The organism is Cellulosimicrobium sp. NPDC030954 (genome assembly GCF_055571305.1).
This window is the reverse complement of sequence record NZ_JBVIFN010000013.1, coordinates 16,219-39,139: the sequence shown is the minus strand read 5'-3', so window position 1 is coordinate 39,139 and position 22,921 is coordinate 16,219. Positions and strand designations below refer to the sequence as shown.

At 74.4% G+C, this 22,921-nt stretch carries 17 protein-coding genes; 4 read left to right on the top strand and 13 right to left on the bottom strand.

The genetic code is table 11. The features are described from left to right. Positions 1–43: 43 nt before the first annotated feature. Complete coding sequence (locus tag ACZ402_RS18505; RefSeq protein ID WP_375825633.1) at positions 44–913, bottom strand: hypothetical protein; 870 nt, start codon at positions 911–913, stop codon at positions 44–46. 209 nt (positions 914–1,122) lie between these two features. Further along, on the bottom strand, positions 1,123–3,867 hold the full coding sequence (adhE, locus tag ACZ402_RS18500) for a bifunctional acetaldehyde-CoA/alcohol dehydrogenase (RefSeq protein WP_375825632.1): 2,745 nt from the start codon (positions 3,865–3,867) through the stop codon (positions 1,123–1,125). Positions 3,868–4,076: 209 nt separating this feature from the next. On the opposite strand from adhE, the gene ACZ402_RS18495 reads away from it, so the two are divergent. Then, positions 4,077–6,305 (top strand): prolyl oligopeptidase family serine peptidase, encoded by a 2,229-nt coding sequence (locus tag ACZ402_RS18495; RefSeq protein ID WP_375825631.1) that lies wholly within the window; start codon positions 4,077–4,079, stop codon positions 6,303–6,305. A gap of 26 nt (positions 6,306–6,331) precedes the next feature. Here ACZ402_RS18495 and ACZ402_RS18490 read toward each other — a convergent pair whose 3' ends face one another. Together ACZ402_RS18490 and ACZ402_RS18485 are read right to left on the bottom strand one after the other, a co-directional pair. Further along, the gene (locus tag ACZ402_RS18490) at positions 6,332–7,549 is read right to left on the bottom strand and encodes an FAD-dependent monooxygenase (RefSeq protein WP_375825630.1); all 1,218 of its coding nucleotides are present in this window, start codon (positions 7,547–7,549) and stop codon (positions 6,332–6,334) included. Between the two features lie 46 nt (positions 7,550–7,595). After that, a complete protein-coding gene (locus ACZ402_RS18485; protein ID WP_375825629.1) occupies positions 7,596–8,555 on the bottom strand; it encodes a zinc-binding dehydrogenase in 960 nt (319 codons plus the stop codon). Positions 8,556–8,621: 66 nt separating this feature from the next. Here ACZ402_RS18485 and ACZ402_RS18480 point away from each other — a divergent pair, with 66 nt between their 5' ends. Beyond that, positions 8,622–9,260: a TetR/AcrR family transcriptional regulator C-terminal domain-containing protein gene (locus ACZ402_RS18480; RefSeq protein ID WP_375825628.1), complete on the top strand. Its 639-nt coding sequence runs from the start codon at positions 8,622–8,624 to the stop codon at positions 9,258–9,260. A 105-nt stretch (positions 9,261–9,365) separates the two neighbouring features. Here the strand turns inward: ACZ402_RS18480 and ACZ402_RS18475 are convergent, their stop codons facing one another. The 3 genes from ACZ402_RS18475 to ACZ402_RS18465 form a co-directional block, all read right to left on the bottom strand. Then, complete coding sequence (locus ACZ402_RS18475) at positions 9,366–11,843, bottom strand: glycoside hydrolase family 65 protein (RefSeq protein ID WP_375825627.1); 2,478 nt, start codon at positions 11,841–11,843, stop codon at positions 9,366–9,368. Then, positions 11,840–12,619 carry an HAD family hydrolase gene (locus ACZ402_RS18470; protein WP_375825626.1) on the bottom strand — a complete coding sequence of 260 codons (780 nt, stop codon included), beginning with the start codon at positions 12,617–12,619 and terminating at the stop codon, positions 11,840–11,842. Before ACZ402_RS18470 ends, ACZ402_RS18475 begins: the two co-directional genes overlap by 4 nt. Positions 12,620–12,719: 100 nt before the next feature. After that, positions 12,720–13,769 (bottom strand): uroporphyrinogen decarboxylase/cobalamine-independent methonine synthase family protein, encoded by a 1,050-nt coding sequence (locus tag ACZ402_RS18465; RefSeq protein WP_375825625.1) that lies wholly within the window; start codon positions 13,767–13,769, stop codon positions 12,720–12,722. Between the two features lie 173 nt (positions 13,770–13,942). Here ACZ402_RS18465 and ACZ402_RS18460 point away from each other — a divergent pair, with 173 nt between their 5' ends. After that, positions 13,943–14,371: an ester cyclase gene (locus ACZ402_RS18460; RefSeq protein ID WP_375825624.1), complete on the top strand. Its 429-nt coding sequence runs from the start codon at positions 13,943–13,945 to the stop codon at positions 14,369–14,371. On the opposite strand, the gene mnmA is transcribed toward ACZ402_RS18460, so the two are convergent. Continuing rightward, a complete protein-coding gene (gene mnmA / locus ACZ402_RS18455) occupies positions 14,344–15,522 on the bottom strand; it encodes a tRNA 2-thiouridine(34) synthase MnmA (protein ID WP_375825623.1) in 1,179 nt (392 codons plus the stop codon). The two genes, ACZ402_RS18460 and mnmA, sit on opposite strands and share 28 nt — an antisense overlap. After that, positions 15,519–16,802: a cysteine desulfurase family protein gene (locus ACZ402_RS18450; protein ID WP_375825622.1), complete on the bottom strand. Its 1,284-nt coding sequence runs from the start codon at positions 16,800–16,802 to the stop codon at positions 15,519–15,521. The genes mnmA and ACZ402_RS18450 overlap by 4 nt, the downstream gene beginning before the upstream one ends. A gap of 221 nt (positions 16,803–17,023) precedes the next feature. On the opposite strand from ACZ402_RS18450, the gene ACZ402_RS18445 reads away from it, so the two are divergent. Further along, positions 17,024–18,070: an aminoglycoside phosphotransferase family protein gene (locus ACZ402_RS18445; protein ID WP_375825621.1), complete on the top strand. Its 1,047-nt coding sequence runs from the start codon at positions 17,024–17,026 to the stop codon at positions 18,068–18,070. Positions 18,071–18,142: 72 nt separating this feature from the next. Here the strand turns inward: ACZ402_RS18445 and ACZ402_RS18440 are convergent, their stop codons facing one another. The 4 genes from ACZ402_RS18440 to ACZ402_RS18425 form a co-directional block, all read right to left on the bottom strand. Continuing rightward, on the bottom strand, positions 18,143–20,275 hold the full coding sequence (locus tag ACZ402_RS18440; protein WP_375825620.1) for a PhoX family protein: 2,133 nt from the start codon (positions 20,273–20,275) through the stop codon (positions 18,143–18,145). A 137-nt stretch (positions 20,276–20,412) separates the two neighbouring features. Continuing rightward, a complete protein-coding gene (locus ACZ402_RS18435) occupies positions 20,413–20,886 on the bottom strand; it encodes a GNAT family N-acetyltransferase (protein WP_375825619.1) in 474 nt (157 codons plus the stop codon). 32 nt (positions 20,887–20,918) lie between these two features. Continuing rightward, positions 20,919–21,926: an electron transfer flavoprotein subunit alpha/FixB family protein gene (locus ACZ402_RS18430; RefSeq protein WP_375825618.1), complete on the bottom strand. Its 1,008-nt coding sequence runs from the start codon at positions 21,924–21,926 to the stop codon at positions 20,919–20,921. A 13-nt stretch (positions 21,927–21,939) separates the two neighbouring features. After that, positions 21,940–22,755: an electron transfer flavoprotein subunit beta/FixA family protein gene (locus ACZ402_RS18425; protein ID WP_375825617.1), complete on the bottom strand. Its 816-nt coding sequence runs from the start codon at positions 22,753–22,755 to the stop codon at positions 21,940–21,942. Positions 22,756–22,921: the final 166 nt, after the last annotated feature.

The following is a 22,921-nucleotide window of genomic DNA, read 5'->3' as shown; positions in this document are numbered from 1 at the left end:
GGTCGTCCGTGCCGGCGTCGTCGCGGCGGAAGTCCAGGTACTCTCAGGCGTCGCCGCCGCCCGGTTCCCAGAACCACGCGGCCGCGTCGGTCACGGGACCGCCGAGCCCGGCCTCCCGGACCGAGCCCGTCAGGACGAACCCTGTCGCGGTCGCCGCCGCACCCGCGACGCGCGGCGCGTCACCGGGCAGCTCGGACGTCGTCCAGGTGGTCCCCGAGTCCGCGGATCGATAGGTGACGACGACGTCGTCCTCCACCTCGTCGTCCCAGGACACCGCGACGACCCACAACGCCTCGCGTCCGGCCACCCCCTGGATCGTCGGCCGCCCCTCGCCCTCCGGCAGCACCAGCGGCACCGGGTCGCCCGACGGCGGCACGAGCACGCCGCGCACGACCCTCGCGTCGGGATCGACGCCGAGAGCGACGACCGAGCCGGCCGTCTCGGCGACGTGCGTCACCGGGACGCCCTCGATCTCCGGAGGAAGCCGGACCGGCACCCAGGCCGCACGGTCCGCCGAGGTCAGCAGGAAGCCTTTCGTCCGTCCGTCCTCCCACGTGCTCCCCGCGAGGACGGTGCGGGCCGGACCGCCCGCGGCCGCCAGGTCGCGCACCACGCCCGGAAGGTCGAGGACCGCCGGCTCCCCCGCGACCGCGCCGCTCTCACCGAGGGTCCAGACCACGGCCTCCGGCAGACCGTCCGGCTCCGTCCGCACACCGCTCACGATCCACGGCAGCCCGGGCGCGGCGGGCACGATCCCGACGTGGTCGACTACGGCCTCCTGCGGGGCGAGCTCGGGTGGCACGTCGATCTCGGTGAACACCACCGGCGCGCGCCGCTCCGGCTCCGCGTCCGGGGTGCACGCCGCGAGCGTCACCACGAGCGCTCCCGCCAGCACCGTGGCGAAGGCCCTCACCACGCGTCGTCCAGGTCCGTGCACCATGAGGCCCCCTGCCGTCGTCACGACCCGCGTCGTCGCGAGCCGCGGGACCGACGTCCCGCGAGCGGAGAACCTACCGAGGTCCTGACGCCCCTCGAGGGTTTTCCACAGGCACGCACGACGGAGCCCGACGGCGGGAGGGGACTCGCGCCGTCGGGCTCCGGGTTTCGTGGGGCCGGGAAGGGTCAGCCGGCCACCACGGTCTCGGCAGGCGGGGTCGCCGTCTGCCCGTCCTCGGCGCTCGCGGCCTCGTGGGCCGCGAGACGCTCCGCGCGCACGACCTCGCGGCTGCTGCCGCGGTAGGCCGCGACGAGGATGTCGCGCATGTCCTCCAGGACCGGCATCCGCGGGTTCGCGGGGGCGCACTGGTCCTCGAACGACCGCAGCGCGAGGTCGTCGAGGCGGCTCAGGAACGCCGTCTCGTCGACGCCCTGCGCCGCGAACGTCGGCTCGATGCCGACCTTGGCGCGCAGCTCCTCGACCGCCCTCGCGTACGACTCGACGCCCTCCTCCGGGGTGGAGGCCGGCAGCCCGAGGTGCTTCGCGATCTCCTGGAACCGCTCCGGGGCCACGTAGCGCTCGTACTTGGGCCAGCTCGTGAGCTTCGTGGGCACCTGGCCGTTGTAGCGGATCACGTGCGGCAGGAGCACCGCGTTGGTGCGCCCGTGCACGAGGTGGAAGGTCGAGCCCACGGTGTGCGCCATGGCGTGCACGATGCCGAGCATCGCCGAGCCGAACGCCATGCCCGCGATGGTCGCCGCGTTGTGCATCTTCTCGCGGGCCTTCGGGGCCGCCGCGCCCTGCGTGACCGAGTCCTCGATGTGCTCGAAGACCATCTTGATCGCCTGCAGGCACAGCCCGTCGGTGAAGTCGTTCGCGTAGACGGAGACGAACGCCTCGGTCGCGTGCGTGAGGGCGTCGAAGCCCGAGTCGGCCGCGAGCTTCGCGGGCATGGTGTCCGTGAGCACGGGGTCGACGATGGCGACGGTCGGGGTGAGCGCGTAGTCCGCGAGCGGGTACTTGAAGCCCGTCTCCGGGTCGGTGATGACCGCGAACGGCGTCACCTCCGCGCCGGTGCCCGACGACGTCGGGATGCACACGAGCTTCGCCCTGCCCCCGAGCTCCGGGAACTTGTAGGCGCGCTTGCGCACGTCGAAGAACTTCTCCCGCATGTCGGAGAACTCGATCTCCGGGTGCTCGTACCGCAGCCACATGACCTTGGCGGCGTCCATCGGCGACCCGCCACCGATCGCGATGATCGTGTCGGGCTCGAAGTCGCGCATCGACTCGGCACCGCGGTTCACGGTGCCGACGCTCGGCTCGGGCTCGACCGCGTCGATGATCTGGATCGCGACCTTCTCCTCGCGGCGGGCGAGGACGTCGAGCACGCGGTCGACGACGCCGATGCGGCTCATGACCTTGTCGGTGACGATCGTGACGCGGTGCACGTCGCGCATCTGCGCGAGGTACTGGATCGAGTTCGGCTCGAAGTACGTCTTGGCAGGCACCTTGAACCACTGCATGTTGTTGTTGCGCCGCCCGATCCGCTTGACGTTGATGAGGTTGACCGCCGACACGTTGTTCGACACCGAGTTCGCGCCGTAGCTGCCGCACCCGAGCGTGAGCGACGGGAGCAGCGCGTTGTAGATGTCGCCGATGCCGCCGAGCGACGTCGGGCTGTTCCACAGCACGCGCACGGCCTTGACCCGCGCGCCGTAGCGCTCGACGAGCTCCTGGTCCGCCGTGTGGATCGCCGCCGAGTGGCCGAGGCCGTCGAGCTCGACCATGCGCTCCGCGAGGCGGACGCCGTGCTCGGTGTCGCGCGCACGCAGCACCGCGAGGACCGGGGTGAGCTTCTCGCGGCTCAGCGGCTCCTGCGGGCCCACGTCGTCGATCTCCGCGAGGATGATCGACGTGTCGTCGGGGACCTCGAACCCGGCCTCGCGCGCGATCCACACCGGCGACTTGCCCACGACCTTCGGGTTCAGCTTCGCGCCGGCGCAGTTCGTGCCGCTCGCCTCGACGCCGAAGATGAGGCGCTCGAGCATCGCCTTCTCGGCGGGCGTCGCGCGGTAGGCGTGCAGGCGGGCCAGCTCGCGCATCGCGTCGTCGTAGATCACGTCGTCGAGGATGAGCGCCTGCTCCGACGCGCAGACCATGCCGTTGTCGAACGCCTTCGACATGACCACGTCGTTGATCGCGCGGCCGAGGTCGGCGCTCTTCTCGACGTAGGCGGGGACGTTGCCCGCGCCGACGCCGAGCGCCGGCTTGCCGGCCGAGTAGGCCGCGCGGACCATGCCGTTGCCGCCCGTCGCGAGGATGAGCGCGACGCCCGGGTGGTGCATGAGCGTGTTGGTCGCCTCGATCGAGGGGTGCTCGACCCACTGGATGCAGTCGTCGGGCGCGCCGGCGGCCACCGCGGCGTCGCGCACGATCCGGGCCGCCTCGACCGACGAGCGCTGCGCGCTCGGGTGGAAGGCGAACACGACGGGGTTGCGCGTCTTGAGCGCGATGAGCGACTTGAAGATCGTGGTCGACGTCGGGTTGGTCACCGGCGTCACGGCGCACACCACGCCGACCGGCTCGGCGATCTCGACGACGCCCGTCAGCTCGTCGCGGCCGATGATGCCGACCGTCTTGAGGTTCGCCATCGAGTTGGGCACGTGCTCGCACGCGAAGATGTTCTTCGTCGCCTTGTCCTCGAACACGCCGCGCCCGGTCTCGGCGACGGCCAGCTGCGCGAGGTGACCGTGCTGGTGCAGGCCCGCGACCGACGCCTTGAGGACGATCCGGTCGACGTCCTCCTGCGTGAGGCTCATGTACTGGTCGAGCGCCTTGCGGGCGCGCTCGACGAGGACGTCGATCTCGTGCGTGGTGCGCGTGTCCTCGGTGCGGGTCTCGACCTTCGTGCCGGCGCTCTTCGCGCTCATGCGTCCCCTCCGGTGCCCGGTCGGGCCGGGCGTCGGGCCGCGGGTGCTGCCGGGGCCGGATTGCCCCGGCTCCTTCAGCGGTCTCTCTACTTGTGAATGTTTTCACAAGCCGCGCAGCCGAGCAAGGTCCAGAACGTGTTCGAGGCCCAAGGTCCCGGCCCGCTCGTGACCTCCGCACCACCGCGCCCGCCGCCGTAGGGTGGGGGACCATGACCGCCGAGCAGACGACGAGCCCTGCGCCCGCGCCCCAGAACACCGCCGAGACCGTGCTCCCCGCCGACGGCGCGCCCCACGACCCGTACCTCTGGCTCGAGGACGTCGAGGGGGACGAGGCCCTGACGTGGGTCCGCGCACGCAACGCCGAGGTCGCCGACACGCTCGAGGTCGCCGAGGAGTTCACCGCGACCGAGCGCGCGATCCGCGAGGTGCTCGACTCCGACGCCAAGATCCCCGAGGTCTCCAAGATCGGCGACCGCTACTACAACTTCTGGCGCGACGCGCAGCACGAGCGCGGCCTCTGGCGCCGCACGACGCTCGAGTCCTACCGCTCGGACGACCCGGAGTGGGAGACCGTGCTCGACCTCGACGCGCTCGCCGCGGCGGAGGGCGAGTCGTGGGTCTGGCACGGCGCGAGCGTCCTGCGCCCGACGCCGGGGCAGCTCGCCGCGGGCGAGCCCTGGCGCCACGCGCTCGTCGAGCTCTCCCCCGGCGGCTCCGACGCCGACGTCACGCGCGAGTTCGACCTCGTCGAGAAGCGGTTCGTCGCCCCCGGCGACGGCGGGTTCTTCCGCGCCGAGGCCAAGGGCTCGCTCGGCTGGGTCGACGCCGACACCGTCTACGTGTTCACCGACTTCGGCGAGGGCACGCTCACGCCGTCCGGGTACCCGCGCGTGGTCAAGCGCTGGACGCGCGGCACCCCGCTCGAGGACGCGGTGACCGTCTACGAGGGCACCGACGAGGACATGTACATCTCCGCCTGGCGGTCGCACACGCCCGGGTTCGAGCGCGACTTCGTGCACCGCTCCAAGGCGTTCTACGCCGACGAGCTCTACCTCGCCGAGCGCACCGGCACGCCCGAGCAGCGCCTGACGAAGATCGACGTGCCCGACTCCGCCGAGGTCGGCGTGCGGCGCGAGTGGATGCTCGTCGAGCTGCGCGACGACTGGACGGTCGGCGGCGCGACGTACCGCGCGGGCTCGCTGCTCGTCGCCCGGTTCGACGACTTCCTCGCGGGCGACCGCGGCTTCACCGTGCTGTTCGAGCCCACGGCGACGACGTCGCTCGCCGGCGCGACGTGGACGCGCCACCACCTGGTGGTCAACGTGCTCGACGACGTGAAGAACCGCCTGCACGTGCTCACGCCGCCGGACGCCGCCGCTCCCGAGGGTGCCGGGACCGCCGTCGGGCAGGAGACCGCCGACGCGCCGTGGGTGCGCTCCGAGATCCCCGGCCTGCCGGAGCTCGGCACGGTCGCCGTCGGGGCCGTCGACCCCGTCGACACCGACGACCTGTGGCTCGTCACGACCGACTACCTCACGCCCACGACGCTCTCGCTCCTGTCGCTCGGCGAGCGGCCGGGCGACGCGGGTGCACCGGAGGTCGTCAAGTCCAACCCCGCGTTCTTCGACGCCGACGGCATGACCGTCGCCCAGCACTTCGCCACGTCCGACGACGGCACGCGCGTGCCGTACTTCGTCGTCGGACGCGCGGACCTCGTCGCGGGCGCGGGCGACGGCGGCACGGGAACCGCGCCGACGCTGCTGTACGGGTACGGCGGCTTCGAGATCTCGCTCACGCCCGCGTACTCCGGCGCGCTCGGCCGCGCCTGGCTCGCGCGGGGCGGCGTCTACGTCGTCGCGAACATCCGCGGCGGCGGCGAGTACGGGCCCGCCTGGCACCAGGCCGCGCTCAAGGCGAACCGCCACCGCGCCTACGAGGACTTCGCCGCCGCCGCGCGCGACCTCGTGGCCCGCGGGATCACGACGCACGAGCACCTCGGCATGGAGGGCCGCTCCAACGGCGGCCTGCTCGCCGGCAACATGCTCACGCAGTACCCCGAGCTGTTCGGCGCCGTGATCGTCGGCGTCCCGCTGCTCGACATGCGCCGCTACACGAAGCTCCTCGCCGGGGCGTCGTGGGCCGCGGAGTACGGCGACCCGGACGACCCCGAGCAGTGGGCGTTCATCCGCACGTTCTCGCCGTACCACCTGTTCGACGCCGAGCGCGAGTACCCGCCCGTGCTCTTCACGACGTCGACCAAGGACGACCGCGTCCACCCGGGCCACGCGCGCAAGCTCGCCGCGAAGATGCTCGGTGAGGGCAAGGACGTCACGTACTACGAGAACATCGAGGGCGGCCACGGCGGCGCCGCGAACAACGCCCAGGCCGCCCACATGGCCGCCGTGCACTACCGCTTCCTCGCAGAGCGCCTCGGCTGAGGCTCGCGCCCCGGCCGAGGACCGGCTCAGGAGGAGCGCGCGGGCCGGGGTCCGAGGCCCCGCCCGCGCGCCGCACCACCGAGCCGCACGAGGCACGAGCGGACGGCCTCGACCGGCCGGCTGGACGGGACGAACATCTGCTGCTTGAGCCGGGCGACGCGCTGGTGGCGCTCGACGGACGGGCGCAGCCCCGCCTCCCAGGCCGCGAGTGCGACCGGGAGGTCCTCGGGCTCGTCCCGCAGCGCCTGGCCCAGGGCCGCGCCGCCACGCAGGGCGGCGGTGGCCCCCATGCCCGAGTACAGGTTCAGGCACCACGCGGCGTCCCCGACGAGCACGACCCTGCTGCTGCTCCACCGGGGCATCCTGACCTGGTGCACGGAGTCGAACAGGTGCTCGGGCGCCTGGGCCAGCCCGTCCAGGACGTGGCTCACGACGAGGTCGTCCATCCCGGCGAAGACCGCGCGCAGCCGCTCGACCGGATCTCCGGCGAACTGCCCTGCGACGTCCGCAGTGCGGTATGTCAGCAGCGCGGTGGGGGCTCGGTCGGCGAACCCGAACACCCAGGCCGCACGGCCGACACGCGCACTGACGATGCTGTCCTGCGCACCGAAGGAGGGCACCTGCTCGGCCAGCTGGAACGCGCAGACCATGGCGCCCCACGTGGTCATCCAGCGCTCGTGCGGACCGAACACCAGGCGCCGCACCCCGGAGCGCAGGCCGTCGGCCCCGACGACGAGGTCGAACCTCTCGCGGTACTCCCGGCCGGCGTCGGCGTCCTCCAACCGCACCTGGACCCCACCCGGGTCGTCGACGATCTCGAGCGGCCTCGTGGCCAGCCGCACCTCCACCCGCCGGTCGCCCGTGCCGTCCGTGACCCCACGCCAGAGCGCGGCCTCGATGTCACCGCGGACGACCGCTGCGGGCCGGCCGGGCTGGTCGAGGAAGCCCATCCCGGGCCCCCGGTTCCCGCGCCGGTCCAGCTCCCACGCCTCGGCACCGTCCACGGGGTTGCGCACGTGCAGGTCGGCGGCGACGCCCAGGTCGACGGCCGCCTGCCGACCGTCGGGCATCAGACCGACGAAGTAGCCTCCCCGCCGACGTTCGGGGGAACGCTCGACGATCACCGGGTCCCATCCGGCGTCCCGGAGGCCGATGGCCGCCGAGAGGCCGGCGATCCCGAGCCCGACGACGAGTGCGCGCCTGCGAGCGCGCCGCTGCTGGGCGGCGCTCTCCTGAGTCTGCATGGTGCTCCTCCGAGTCCTCGTTCCGCGCTCGTGGGGCGGGCGGCGGTCAGTCCGGGACGACGACGGCACGCGTGCGCCCCTGGTGCGCCCAGGCCTCGCCGACCCTGCTGAACGGGTACGGGGTGTACGGCGCGGAGAACGTCCCGTCCGCGAGCAGGGCCAGGACCGCGGGCGCCTCGGCGAGCAGCTCCGCCCTGGACACCGAGCCGATGCCGCTCCCCGTGACCCGGAGACGGCGGCTGCGCAGCAACGCGGCCGGCAGGGAGGCCTGCGGCCCCGCGAGCGAGCCGATCTGCACGTAGGCGGTCTCGGTGTCGTCGTCGCCCACGCCGCCCCGGCCCAGCGCGGCGAAGGCGGCCTCGGCCACCGGGCCCCACAGGAAGTCGAGCACGAGCGTCGGGGGCGCGTCCTCGGTCGCCTCGGCCAGGGCGTCCACGAGGGCGTCCGGCCCGTCGTGGGCGAGCGAGACGGGCACGGCACCCAGTGCGCGCAGCCGCTCCAGCGACTCGGGGTCACGGCCGGCGGCGACGACCCGGTCGGCGCCGAGCGCGAGCGCGCCCTGCACCGCGAGGGTGCCAGACATGCCCGTCGCACCGAGCACGAGCACGGAGCCCAGGGAACCCGCTTCCTTGCGGTGGCCGGCCAGGACCACCCACCCGGACATTCCGGGATTCATGCCGGCCGCGACGGCGAGAGGGTCGGCGCCGGCGGGAAGGTCCAGCTCGAACGGGGTGACCATCCGCTCGGCCATCGTGCCCCACGGCGCGCGCGGGAAGCCGGTGTAGACCAGGCGCCCGTCCGCGGCTCGCGCCACGGCGTCCACCCCGAGCACCGACGGGTAGGCCTGGGTGCTGCTGTAGTGGTGTCCGGACGCCCGAGCCCGGACCACGTGGTGCAGACCTGCCCCGACCAGGTGCAGCGGCTCCTGCCCGGGCCTGGCCTCCGGCTCGGGGAACTCGGCGCAGACCGGCTCCTGCCCCGGGACGTTGACGACGGCAGCACGCATGACATCTCCTTAACTAAGTTCAACTAGTGCGCACCACACTGCCTGAACGTTGTTAAGGTGTCAACCATGGCAAAGGGCGTCACCAGGGAACGGATCGTGGCCACGGCGCTCGAGCTGCTCGACGAGAAGGGCAGGGAGGGCCTCACCGTCCGTGCGCTCGCCGCCCGGCTCGACGTCCGCCCGCCCGCCCTGTACTGGCACGTGCGCAACAAGCAGGAGCTGCTCGACGAGATGGCCACCGCCGTGCTGCGTCGCGTCAGCACGGCGGCGTCCCAGGCTCCGGTCGCCGACCGCTGGACCGACGACCTGAGGACCTACGCCCGGATCCTGCGCACGGAGTTCCTGCAGCACCGCGAGGGCGCGCGCATCTTCAGCGGCACACGCCTGACGGACCCCGAGGTGGTCCGCATGAAGGAGCCGTGGTTCGCGCGCTGGACGGCGCAGGGCCTGACCCTCGTCGAGGCCGACGACGCCGTCGACCTCGTGGTGGCGTTCGTCGTCGGCTTCGTCATCGAGGAGCAGGAACGGAGCCAGTCCGGCGAGGACGACCCCACCCGCTACGGGACGGCCGAACGCGACACGTGGCTCGGCCCGGCCGCGCCGTTGGTCAAGGAAGCCGGCCGCCTGCGCGACGACGGCGACCAGCGGTTCGACCGGCACCTGAGCATCGTCCTGGACGGGCTCGCCGCCCGCCTCGGCGGCTGATGCCTCGCCACGCACCCGCCCCGACACCCCAGGCGACCCCACCGGTGTCGAGCAAGACCAGGGCCTCCGTCGGCGGGTCGGGGGCCGCCGACGGAGAGCGCGGGGTCAGGAGTGCGGGACGGTGGCGGTGATGAGGGTGCCGTCGTCGCGGCGGTTGCCGGAGAGCGCGCGCAGGCTCGGACGGCCGGGCTTCACGGGGCCCTGACCGTCGAGCGCGACGCGCGTGACCTCGCCCGGCACGACCTTGACGCGCTCGCCGCGCACGGTGACCTGCGCGCCGTCGCCGGTCTCGGCGTCGAGCTCGATCGCGTCGGGGAGCACGGTGACGCGCAGGCGCGAGCCGTGCCACTGGACGCGGAACGTCAGGGACTCCCACTCCTGCGGCAGCCGCGGGTCGAAGGTCAGGTCGCCGTCGGAGTCGCGCATGCCGCCGAACCCGCACGCGAGCGCGGACCACGTGCCGCCGGCGGAGGCGACGTGCACGCCGTCGGCCGCGTTGGCGTGGAGGTTCGCGAGGTCGACGAACAGCGACGACACGAAGTACTCGAGCGCGAGCTCGTGGTAGCCCACCTCGGCCGCGACGATCGACTGCACGACGCCGGACAGCGTCGAGTCGCCGGTGGTCAACGGGTCGTAGTACTCGAAGTCGGCGAGCTTCTCCTCCGCCGTGAAGTGCTGGCCCTGGAGGAACAGGGCGAGCACGACGTCGGCCTGCTTGAGCACCTGGTAGCGGTAGATGACGAGCGGGTGGTAGTGCAGCAGGAGGGGCCGCTTGTTCGCGGGTGTGTGCGCGAGGTCCCAGATCTCGCGCTCGAGGAAGTGCGAGTCCTGCGGGTGGATCCCGATGCTCTCGGCGTACGGGATCGACATGTGGTCGGCCGCGCGGACCCACTCCGCGGCCTCGTAGGCGCCGAGCCCGAGCCGGTCCACGAGGAGCGCGTAGTCCTCGGGGTGCTCGGCCTTCATGCGCTCGACGACGAACGCCGCCGCGCGCAGGTTGAACCGCGCCATGACGTTGGTGAAGAGGTTGTCGTTGACGACGGTCGTGTACTCGTCCGGGCCGGTGACGCCGTGGATGTGGAAGTTGTCGTCGCCGTTGGCGCGCCAGAAGCCCAGGTCCTCCCACATGCGGGCGGTCTCGACGAGGATGTCGACGCCCTCGCGGCGCAGGAAGTCCACGTCGCCCGTGGCGCGCACGTACTGCACGAGCGCGTAGCTGACGTCGGCGTCGATGTGGTACTGCGCGGTGCCGGCGGCGTAGTAGGCGGACGCCTCCTCGCCGTTGATGGTGCGCCAGGGGAAGAGCGCGCCCTTCTGCGACAGCTCGCCCGCGCGACGGCGCGCGGCGTCGAGCATCTGGTAGCGGAACCGCAGCGCGTTGCGCGCGTACCGGGGGCTCGTGTACGTGAGGAACGGCAGGACGTAGATCTCCGTGTCCCAGAAGTAGTGCCCGCTGTACCCGGAGCCGGTGAGGCCCTTGGCGGGGACGCCGTTGCCCTCGGCGCGCGCCGTGGCCTGGGCGAGCTGGAAGAGGTTCCAGCGCACCGCCTGCTGGATGCCGGGCTGGCCCGGGACCTCGACGTCGGAACGGGCCCAGAAGTCGTCGAGCCACTCGCGCTGGAGCGCGACCTGGCCCTCGACGCCGGTCTCCCGCGCGCGGTCGAGCGTGCGGCGGCAGCGGTCGACGAGCTCGCGCGACGGCACGCCGCGCGACGTGTGGTACGCGACGAGCTTGGTGAGCCGGATGGGCCGGCCGGGCTCGGCGTGGATGCGGAACACGTGCTTGGCGAGGTCCTCGTCGACCTGGGTGCGCACGTCCCACGCGTTCTCGGTCTCGAGCAGGTCGTCCGCCGCGACGGCGAGCGTCATGCCCGAGTTCGTGGCGCGGTAGGAGAGCACGAGCCGCTCGTCGTCGCCCCACTGGGACTGCGGCTGCAGGACGCGCCCGGAGAACTGGTCGGTCTTGCGCGGGTCGAACCCCTCGCCGAGCGACGCGGAGCGCACGTGGTACTCGTCCTGCCCGTCCTGGCGGTTGAGGACCTGCGACGAGATCGCGACGGGCGCCGCGGCGTCGAGCAGCGTCACCTCGAACGTCATGACCGCCAGGTGCCGCTCGACGAACGACACCATGCGCTCGGAGCGAACCTGCACGCGCTTGCCCGACGGCGTGCGCCACAGCAGCTCGCGGCGCAGGACGCCGTCGCGCAGGTCGAGCGACCGCTCGTAGTCGACGAGGTCCGCGACGGGGAGCAGGAGCGGCTCGTCGTCGACGTACAGCCGGATGACCTTCGCGTCGGGGACGTTGACGATGGTCTGCCCGACGCGCGCGAACCCGTACGCCTCCTCGGCGTGCCGGATCGACCAGGTCTCGTGGAAGCCGTTGACGAACGTGCCGTGCGAGTGGGACTCCCGCCCCTCCTCGACGTTGCCGCGCATGCCGAGGTAGCCGTTCGCGACGGCGAAGAGGGTCTCGGTCACGCCGAGGTCCTCGGCCGAGAACTGCGACTCGACGAGCCGCCACGGCTCGGCGGGGAAGCGCAGGCGGTCGACGGTGCTCTGCTCGTCGGCGGTCTTGCGGATCACGCGCCCGCCTCCTCGCCGGCCGGCGCGGAGTCGGCCGGTGCGGTCGCGGCGGCGCGCGGGCGGTCGAGGACCGTCGCGTCCAGCTCGCCCAGGTCGGCGACGACGACGTCGGCCCCGTGCGCGCGCAGCGCGTCGGCGCCCACGCCGCGGTCGACGCCGAGCACGAGCCCGAAGTCCCCGGCGGCGCCGGCCTGGACGCCCGAGAGCGCGTCCTCCACGACGATCGCCTCCGCGGCCGGGACGCCGAGCAGCTCGGCCGCGCGCAGGTAGGTGTCCGGGGCCGGCTTGCCGGCGATGTGCTCGCGCGCGGCGACGTTGCCGTCGACGACGACGCCGAACCGGTCCGTGAGCCCCGCCGCGGCGAGGACCGCGGGCGTGTTGCGCGACGACGACACGACGGCCACGGCGGCGCCCGCCCCGGTCACGGCGTCGAGGAAGCGCACCGAGCCCGGGTAGGGCGCGATGCCCTCCTCGGCGAACATGCGGTTCACGATCTCGTCCTTGCGGTTGCCGAGCGCCGTCACGGTGCCCTCGCCGGGGGCGTCGGACGCGTCGCCGCGCGGCAGCTCGACGCCGCGCGACGCGAGGAACGTCGCGACGCCGTCGTACCGGGGCTTGCCGTCGATCGACGCGAAGTAGTCCGCGGCGGTGTAGGGGGCGAGCCCGTGCGCCGCGCAGTAGGGCGCGAACAGGCGTTCCCAGGCGCGCATGTGGATCTCGGCGGTCGGCGTGAGGACGCCGTCGAGGTCGAACAGCACGGCTCGCAGCACGGGCATGGAGGTCCTTCGCGGTGAGGGGACGAGGGGGGCGACGCCGGTCAAGCGTACGCATGCGGGAGCGCGCTCGGGAAGCGTCGAGCGCGTGTCCTGGCGACGTTCAGGCGTGGGCGCGCTCGGCGAGGACGTCGGCGACACGGCCCAGGTTCGCGAGCAGCGCGCGGTGCTCGTCGGGGGTGCCCGCGACGCCGCGGCCGGGCCCTCCCCCGGCACCTCGGGAGGCGCCCAGGAGCGTGACGTCGTCGAGCGCGGGCAGCGGGAGCCCGATCCGGCGCCACGGCACGCTCACCAGGTCGGCGAGCTCGCCCAGCGCAGGGCCGGCGCACTGCGACACCTTCGCGGGCGGGAGCGCGGCCCACAGGCCCACGCCCCGCTCGACCGCGCGTGCGACGGTCTCCCACAGCTTCTCGTCCCACGCGCCGAGCGCGATGCCGACGGCATCGGCGCCCGCGAGCACGACGGGCGCCACGCCCACCCAGGCGGGTCCCACGTGGACGACCGTCGACGCCGACGCCGCGCGCGCGGCGTCGAGCACGGGCCGCAACCCTTCCACGAGGTCCGGGCCCGGGACCGCGCGCAGGCGCGAGTAGCCCGAGAACGACGGGAGCACGCCCGCCCCGACCTGGGCGAGCAGCGGCTCGTCGACCTGCACGACGACGTCCGCCCCGGGGACCTGCCGGCGCACCTGCGCGACGTGGTCGCCCACGGCCGCCGCGAGCGCCTCGACGACCTCGCGCACGGCGCCCCGGTCGGACAGCACGCGGTCGCCCCGCGCGAGGTAGACGTCCGCGGCGAGCGTCCACGGCCCGGTGACGGTCACGGCGAGCGGACCGGTGTACCCCGCGCCCGCGATCGCGAGCGCCTCGAGGTCCTCGCGCAGGTACGCCTCGGACCGGCGCAGGTCCGACCCGCCGTGGTCCGCGAGCTTCCAGCCGTGCGGCCCCAGCTCGACGGGCAGACCCGGCAGCAGCGCCGCGGTGCGCCCGGTCGCGTCCGCGCCGGGGCCGCGTCCCGGGAGCTGGACGAGGAACGGGACCCCGCGCACGCCCGTCGGGACCTCGGCGAGGTCGCCGAGCACCGTGAGCTGCGCCTCCAGCACGTCCACGCCCTCGCCGCCGGGCCACGGGCCGAGCCCGCTCACCGCGGTCATGCCGCACCCGCGCGCGAGCGCCCGCCCCGGGCGCCGCCCGGCCTCTCGTCACGAACCACGTGCCGACCACCTCTCTTCAGGAGCACACTGGGAAACCGAGCCGTGCCGCGACCCCGCCGGGGTCCGGGGGCCGCGCGGCCGCCGAGCACGAGGGTGTGCGGAAGGACTCCGACATGGGCACGCACGAGAACAAGGCCACGGCGGTCGCCGTGCACACGCGGGCGATCCCCGGCAACCACGGCGACGCGCTCGCGACGCTGCTCGGGCCCGGGTTCCGCAACCACGACACGTCGCCCGGCTGCGAGGGCGGCACCGACGCCCTCCTCGCGATGATGCACTGGTACGACGAGGCGTTCGAGGACCAGCGCGTCGAGGTCCTGCACGCGGTCGCGGAGGGCGACCTCGTCGCGCTGCACGTCGAGCTGAGCGCGCGGCACACCGGGTTCTTCCGCGGCCTCGCCCCGACGGGACGGCGCTTCCAGGTGCGCGAGATGCACGTGCTGCGCTTCGCCGAGGGCCAGGAGGTCGAGCACTGGTGCGTGCGCGACGAGTCGGCGCTCGTGCGTGCGCTCGCTCACCCCGCGCCCGTCGGCGTCGGCTGACCGGCCGACCGGTCCGCCGACCGTGCCGTCGAGCGGTAGGCGCGGTCCACCGTGGCCTGGCCGAGCACGCGCGCGCCGTCGTAGACGACGAGCGACTGCCCGGCCGCGACGCCCCGGAGCGGCGTGCCCGTGAGCTCGACCTCCATCGCGTCGCCGGCGGCCCGGACCCGCGCCGCGACGGGGGCGCCGTGCGCGCGGACCTGCACCTCGACGTCGGCCTGCTCCCCCGGCGCCGGGCGCGCGTCGTCGAACCAGACCGCCGCGCCGGCCTCGATGCGGTCGACGCTCAGCAGCTCGGCCGGCCCCACGACCACGCGGTTGCTCGCGGGCTGCACGTCGAGCACGTACCGCGGGCGGCCGTCGGGTGCCGGGCGGTCGATGCCGAGGCCCTTGCGCTGACCGACGGTGTACGCGTAGGCGCCGTCGTGCTCGCCGAGCACCGTGCCCTCGGCGTCGACGATCTCGCCCGGGCGCGCGCCCAGGCGGTCGCGGAGGAAGCCCTGCGTGTCGCCGTCGGCGACGAAGCAGATGTCGTACGAGTCGGGCTTCGCGGACACCGACAGCCCGCGCCGCGCGGCCTCGGCGCGCACCTCGTCCTTCGACGCGAAGTCCCCGAGCGGGAACATCGCACGCGCGAGACGCTCGGGCCCCATGACCGCGAGGACGTACGACTGGTCCTTCGCCGTGTTCGGGGAGCGGTGGAGCTCGCGCACCGTGCGCGCTCCGCCCGGGGCGGTCTCGTCGGCCTCCTCGCGCGTCACGACGCGCGCGTAGTGGCCCGTCGCGACGGCGTCGAAGCCGAGCGCGGTCGCCTTGTCGAGCAGCGCCTCGAACTTGATGTGCTCGTTGCACCGGACGCACGGGTTGGGGGTGCGGCCCGCCTCGTACTCCGCGAGGAAGTCGGCGACGACGGTGTCCTCGAACCGCTCCGAGAGGTCCCACACGTAGTACGGGATGCCGAGCACGTCGGCCGCGCGCCGCGCGTCCCCCGCGTCCTCGATCGAGCAGCACCCGCGCGACCCGGTGCGGAACTGGTCGCGGTTGCGGGACAGCGCCATGTGGACGCCCACGACCTCGTGCCCCGCCTCGACCGCGAGCGCTGCGGCGACGGCCGAGTCGACGCCGCCCGACATGGCGGCGAGGACCCTCACGCGGCACCGCCCGCGCGGGTCGGGACCGCGGTGCGGGTCGGAGCAGCGGCGCGCGTCGGGCCGGACGCGAGCCCGGCGGCCCGCGCACGCTCGACCGCGGGGGGCAGGGCGTCGAGGAGGCGCGCGACGTCGTCGGGCGTGGACGTGACGCCGAGCGAGAACCGCAGCGCGCCGCGCGCGTCCTGCTCCGGCACGCCCATCGCGAGGAGCACGTGCGACGGCTGCGGCACGCCGGCCTGGCACGCCGAGCCGGTCGACGCCTGCACGCCCGCGGAGTCGAGCAGGTAGAGGAGCGAGTCGCCCTCGGCCCCGGGGAACGTGAAGTGCGCGTTGCCCGGCAGGCGGGCGGCGTCGCGACCGCCGGACCCCGGCTCGGGCCCGCTGAGGACGGCGTCCGGCACGCGCTCGCGCACGCCCGCGACGAGCTCGTCGCGCAGGGCCGCGAGGTGGGCGGCGCGCTCCTCGCGGTGCGCGACGGCCTCGGCGACGGCGACGCCGAACGCGCGGATCGCGGGCGCGTCGAGCGTGCCGGAGCGCACGCCGCGCTCCTGGCCCCCGCCGTGCAGGACCGGCGTGAGGGGCGCGTCGCGCCGTGCGACGAGCGCGCCGACGCCGACGGGGCCGCCGAGCTTGTGCCCGGACACGGTCGTCGCGTCGAGGCCGCTCGCGGCGAAGTCGACGGGGACCTGGCCGACCGCCTGGACCGCGTCGGAGTGCACGGGGATGCCGTGCGGGCGCGCGAGCTGCACGACCTCCTGCACGGGCTGCAGCGTCCCGACCTCGTTGTTGGCCCACATGACGGAGATCAGCGCGATCTCGTCCGCGTGCTCCGCGACCTCGGCGCGCAGCGCGGCCAGGTCCACGCGGCCCTCGCCGTCGACGGGCAGCAGGACGATCTCGGCGCCGGCGTGCTCGGCCATCCAGAACGCGGGGTCGAGCACCGCGTGGTGCTCGACCGCGGAGACGACGATCCGCCGACGGCGCGGGTCGGTCGTGCGCCGGCCCCAGAACAGGCCCTTGATCGCGAGGTTGTCGGCCTCGGTGCCTCCCGCGGTGAACACGACCTCGCTCGGGCGCGCGCCGAGGGCCGCGGCGATCGACTCGCGCGCCTCCTCGACCGTGCGGCGCGCGGCGCGCCCCGCGGCGTGCAGCGACGACGGGTTGCCGGTGCGCGACAGCTCGTCGACGAAGGCCTCGCGCGCCGCCGCGGACAGCGGCGTCGTGGCGGCGTGGTCGAGGTAGGCCGCCGGCGCGGGGACGGGGCCGGGAGGGTGGGTCACGATCACCCAGTCTACGGAGCACCGCGGCGCGCACCGGTCCGAGGAGTGGGCGGCGCTGGACATCACGGCGAGAAGCGCTAGGTTGTCAGAGGTCTGCGCCCGGCCGCCGCCGGGCGCTCGTCCCGGTCGCAGGACCGCCGTCGCGCGCCACACATCGCCGCGGGACGGGAACGTGCCGAGGACGAGACCGTCCAGCCACCGACAGGGGAAGTGGCATCTCGATGCCCGACGACGCCGCACCACCCGCCGTCGAGGTCGCCGGAGACGTCCCGGTCGCCTCGGGCGGTGGCCGCCTGCTCTGGGGAGACCTCCCGCTCACGCTGCGCGACGAGCTGGAGGCCGTCGCCGGCGGCAGGGTCGTGCAGGAGCGCTCGGTCACGGCCGGGTTCAGCCCCGGGCTCGCGTCCGTGCTCACGTTCGACGACGGCACCCGCCTCTTCGTCAAGGCGGCCCGGACCGCGGACGAGCCGGTGGCGGCCGACCTCCACCGCGCCGAGGCGAAGGTCGCGACCCGGCTGCCGCGCGAGGTCCCGGCCCCGCGCTTCGCGTGGGGTCACGGCGACGGCGACTGGATCGCGCTCGCCTTCGACGTCGTGGACGGGCACGTGCCCGCCACGCCCTGGGACCCCGACGAGCTCGACCGGGTCCTGACCACCCTCGTCCGCGTCGCGGCCGTCCCGGGGGCCCGTGCCATGCGCCTGCCGCCGACCGGGCCCGACTTCGCCGACATGGCGACCGGATGGCGCGCGCTGCGCGACGACCCCGACCCGCGCCTGGCCGCCGTCGCGCCGTGGGCCGCCGCGCACCTCGACGCGCTCGCGGAGGCCGAGCGCGGGGCGCTCGTGGCGTGCGAGGGCGAGTCGTTCGTGCACGGCGACCTGCGCGCCGACAACATCCTCCTCACGCCGGAGAAGGTCTACGTCGTCGACTGGCCGCACGCGTCGCGCGGCGCGGCCTGGCTCGACCTGGCGATGTTCCTGCCGAGCGTCGTCATGCAGGGTGTCGTGGACGTCTGCGAGCCGGTCACGGTGAGCGCGGACCCGGGGCGCCGTGCGCGCGGCGGCGCGTGGGCCGCGTCGACCTTCGCCGCGCACCCCCTCGGGCGCGACGTGCACCCGGCCGACCTCCGGTCGGTCGTCGCCGGGATCGCGGGGTACTTCCTGCACTCCTCGCGCAAGCCCGCCGTCCCGACGATCCCCCGCCTGCGCGCGTTCCAGCGCGCCCAGGGCGTCGCAGCCGTCGCCTGGCTGGAGCACCTCGGGCTCTGAGCGGGTCTCTGAGCGGACGACGAAGGGGCCCGGCGCCGTCGCGACGCCGGGCCCCTCGGTCGCGGGGACGCGTCAGTCGCGCCACACCTGGACGACGGACGGCCGCGGGCCGGCGAAGGCGCCCGTCGGGACCGGGGTGCCCGGCGTCAGGTAGTCGGGGAAGTACGACGCCTGCGCGTCGAACGACCCGTCCTCGCCCGGGTGCTGGACCGCCACGTAGACCATGCGGTCCGCCGAGTCGACGAGCGGCCCGCACGTCTCGGCGCCCCGCGGCACGGAGAGGAACTGCTCGACGCGACCGCGCTCGCGGCCGTCGAGCGTGACCTTGAACAGGCCGTCGCACTTCTGGATCGTGCTGGGCTGCCCGTCGGTGGAGATCCACAGGTTGCCCTCGGCGTCGAACGCGAGGTTGTCCGGGCAGGAGATCGGGGAGACCTTCTCCTTCGGGTAGCCCGAGAAGTAGGTGGAGGTGTTCGTCGCGGGGTCGCCCGCGACGAGCAGCAGGTTCCAGCGGAACGTCAGTGACGCGGCGTCGTCGCCGTCCTCGACGATCTCCACGACGTGCCCGTCGCGGTTGGTGTTGCGCGGGTTCGGCTCGGTCGCGGCCTCGACCGCCGCGGGCCCGCGCGAGGTGTTGTTGGTGCACGCGACGTAGACGCGGCCCGTGACCGGGTTGGGCTCGACGTCCTCCGGGCGGTCCATCTTCGTGGCCCCGACCTGGTCGGCCGCGACGCGCGTGTAGACGAGCACCTCCTCGATGCTCATGCCGGGGACCTGGCTCCGCCCGTCCAGGACGAGCGGGACCCACTCGCCCCGGCCGTCGAACGCGCCGTCGGACGGAACGGCGCCCGTGCCGTCGATCTCGGCCGCCGGCGAGTCGCCCGTGAAGCGCGCGACGTACAGCGAGCCCTCGGTGAGCAGCGTCTTGTTGTGGCGTCGCGCGGCCTCGCTGTTCCCCGGGCGCATCGTGCGCGACGAGACGAACTTGTACACGTAGTCGAAGCGCTCGTCGTCGCCCATGTACGCGACCGCGTTGCCGCGCCGCGAGAGGATCACGTTGGCGCCTTCGTGCTTGAAGCGGCCGAGCGCGGTGTGCTTCACCGGCGGCTCGTCCGGCGCGTACGGGTCGATCTCGACGATCCAGCCGAAGCGGTGGGGCTCGTTCTCGTAGCCGGGGTTGCGGGCGTCGAAGCGCGGGTCGTCGAGCTCCCAGCCGTACCCGGTCGCGGCGTCGCGCAGGCCGTAGCGCGCGTCGTGGCCCGTGCCCGACGTGCGGAAGTAGCCGTTGTAGTTCTCCTCGCCCGACAGCACGGTGCCCCACGGGGTCGTGCCGCCCGCGCAGTTGTTGAGCGTGCCCAGCACGCGCGTCCCCGACGGGTCCGCGACGGTCCTGACGAGGTCCGTGCCCGCGACCGGGCCGGTCAGGCGGAACTCGGTCGAGAGGTGCACGCGACGGTTGTACCGGCTGTCCGCGACGTAGTCCCACGGGGTCCCGGTGCGGCGGCGGCGCACCTCGACGACGGACATGCCGTGCGCGGCGCGCTCGATGGCGCGGCGCGTCGGGGCGTCGTACGAGGCGTCGAACATGATCGCCGGGTTGGTGTACTCGTGGTTCGCGACCAGCAGGCCGCGCGTGCCCCGGCCGGGGCCCTTGCCCCTGCCCTGGGCGCCCGCGAGGGCGTGCTGGCGCTCGAACGGCAGGATGTCGAGGTAGTCGTTGTTGTAGCCGAACTGCTGGGCCTGGGCCTCGGGCGTCTGGCGTCCGACGTCGAACGGCCGGGCGCCGCGCAGGATCGGGTCACCCCAGCGGATCACGGGCCGCCACCGGTAGCCGTCGGGGACGACGAACGCGTCGCGCGCCGCGGGCTGGGGCGAGATCGCGCCGAAGGCCAGGCCCTTCTGCGGGCGGCCTCCGCCGTGGCCCCCGTGCGTCGTCACGCCCTGCGCGGCGGCCGACGGCGCACCGACCGTCTGGGCACCGAGGACGACGGCGGCGGCGCCGACCGCGAGCCCGCCGAGCAGCGCACGGCGCGACATCACGCCGGCGACGACGTCCCGGAACGTCTCGTTGGCGCTCTCGTTGGGGACCGGGTGCGAGCACGCGTCCGCGCACTTCAGCCGGCAGGTGACGGGGCTGCGCTTGCCGCGCGCGTGCGGCGCGACGGAGAGCAGGGGGCGATGCTCGGGGGCAGGCGTGATCGTCATCGGTCGTCTCCACGGGTCGGGGGGCCTCCCCGTCACCGGGGAGTCGGCCCGACGCTAGGAACGATGGGTGGCCGGCCGGCCACCGCCCGGAGGACGCCGGGTGAACTCTCGGAGCCCGCTGTGCGACCTCGCCCGGGTCACGACTCCAGGCGAAGGATCCGCTCGACCACCTCGGCACCGACGCCGGGCGCGAACGAGACCTCCCTGCCCACCTCCACGAACCCCGCCCGGGTGAGCACCGTCGACGAGGCTGCGTTGTGAGCCGCGACGCGTGCGAACAGCGGACGCTCCCGCTCGACCAGGAGGTAGACCGAGAGGGCGGCCGACGCGATCCCCCGCCCCCAGAGCGACGGGTCGACCCAGTAGGTGACCTCTCGCTCCCCGTCCACGGTGAAGCTGCCGATCGTCCCGACGAACGCGCCGTCCCGCTCGACCGCACGCACGCTGCACGTCGGATCGGCACGGATACGGTCGTAGTGGCGGTCGAAGGCGTCGCGGTCGGACGGGTCCGCGCGCGTGAAGGCCGCGAGCGCGACGGCCTCGGGATCCCGCTCCCACGCGAAGACCTGGTCGAGGTCGCCGTCCTCCAGCCCGCGCAGCGTGATCTCCATGCGAGCAGTGTGCCGACCCGCCCAGCGGACCGCTAGCCCTGGGAGGCGCGGTGCTCGCGCAGCACCTCGGCCGCCTGGGGCAGCACGTCCGCGAGGTCGCCGACGACCGCGAAGTCCGAGATCTCGAACAGCGGGCACTCCGGGTCGTTGTTCACCGCGACGATCACCTGCGACGCCTGCATGCCGCCGCGGTGGTGCGGGGCGCCGGAGATGCCCGCGCCGATGTACAGGCGCGGGGCGACGGTGACGCCCGTCTGCCCGACGAATTGGTCGTGCCAGCCCTCGTAGACGGCGTCGCGTGTCGCGCCCACGGCCGCGCCCAGCGCGTCGGCGAGCTCGGTGACGGGACCGAAGTCGCCGTTGGTGCCACGACCCCCGGCGACGACGATCGCCGCCTCGCCGAGCGCCGGGCGGCCCGCGCCGGCCGACTCGTCGACCGTGCGGGACACGACGCGCGCCGCGGTCGCGGCGGGCGAGAGCTCGAGGCGCAGCGCGCCGACCTCGGTCGCGACGGCGACCTCCGCGGGCTGCGGGACGACGGAGTTCGCCCGCAGCGTGAGCACGGCGGGGTCGGTGACGATCTCGCTGCGCACGTCCCAGGATCCCGCGAAGACGCGCTTGTCCGCGACGAGGTGCGTGCCGCCGTCGGACAGCGCGGACGCGTCGACGACGAGTCCCGCCTCGGTGAGGAACGCGAGGCGCGCGGCGGCCTCCTTGTTCGGGAAGGACGAGGTGAGCAGGACGGCGTCCGCGTCGGACGCGCGCGTCGCGGCGGCGAGGACCTCCGCCACGACGGGCGTCAGGTGCAGCGCGTCGCCGGTCACGACCTCCCCGCCCGACGACGGCTCCGCCTGGCGCACGAGCGCGACGCCGTATGCGCCGAGCTGAGCGAGCACGTCGACGCTCGGCGCCTCGAGGGCGACGGCCTCGACGCGCCCCAGCGAGCGGCCGACGGTGATGAGCTCCAGCACGGGCGAGCGCAGCTCGGTGCCGGCGGAGTCGAGGAGGACGAGGACGGTACGGGTCCCGGGGGTGCTCATGTGCGGACGCCTCTCAGACCAGGTCGTTGCGGATGAGGAACTCGGCCAGGGCGCGGCCGCCCTCGCCCTTGTCGACGACGATCTCGGCGTCGGGGCGCGGCGGGCGGGGCGACGCGTCGGTCACGCGCGAGCGCGCGCCCGCGTCGCCGACGAGCGCCGGGTCGACGCCGAGGTCGGCGAGGCTCCACGCCTCCACCGGGCGCGTGCGCGCCGCCATGATGAGCTTGAAGTTGGGCATGCGCGGGTCGTTCGCGTGGTCGGTCACCGAGACCACGGCGGGGAGCGGCGCCTCGAGGACCTCCTCGACGCCGTCGAGCTCGCGCGTGACGCGCGCGGTGCGCGCGCCCGGCTCGCCGTCGACCTCGAGCTTCCCCGCGAGCGTGAGCTGCGGCAGCCCGAGCTCCGCGGACAGGAGCGCGGGGACGACCGAGCCGAGCCCGTCGAGCGCGGCCATGCCGGTGACGACGACGTCCACCGGTGCCTCGTCCGCGAGGCGGCGCACCGCGGCGGCGAGCACGCGCGCGGTACCGAAGTAGTCGGAGCCCGCGACGGCGTCGTCGCTCACGCGCACGCCGCGGTCCGCGCCGAGCTGGTACGAGCGGCGCACCGCGCCGTCGGCGTCGGGCCCTGCCACCGTGAGGACGATCACCTCGCTGGTCTCGCGCTCCGCCTCCGGCAGCGCCTCCTTGAGGCGCAGCGCGGCCTCGACCGCGTTCTCGTCGAGCTCGTTGAGCGTCCCCTCGTCGGCCCGGCGCACGACGCGCCCGCCCTCGAAGCCCCGGTCGGCGTGGATGTCCGGGACGTACTTCACGGCGACGACGATCCGCATCGGCTGCTCTCCCTGTGCGCTGGGCGGTCGGCCGGAGAGGTTCCCGGCCCGCTCGGGGAAGCCTACCGGCGGGCGGCGGGAGGAGCCGGTGACACCCGCCACAATGGACGGGTGCACGAGCCCTCCGACCCGAGCCCCGTCCCCCCGGCCACCGGCGAGCCCGCGC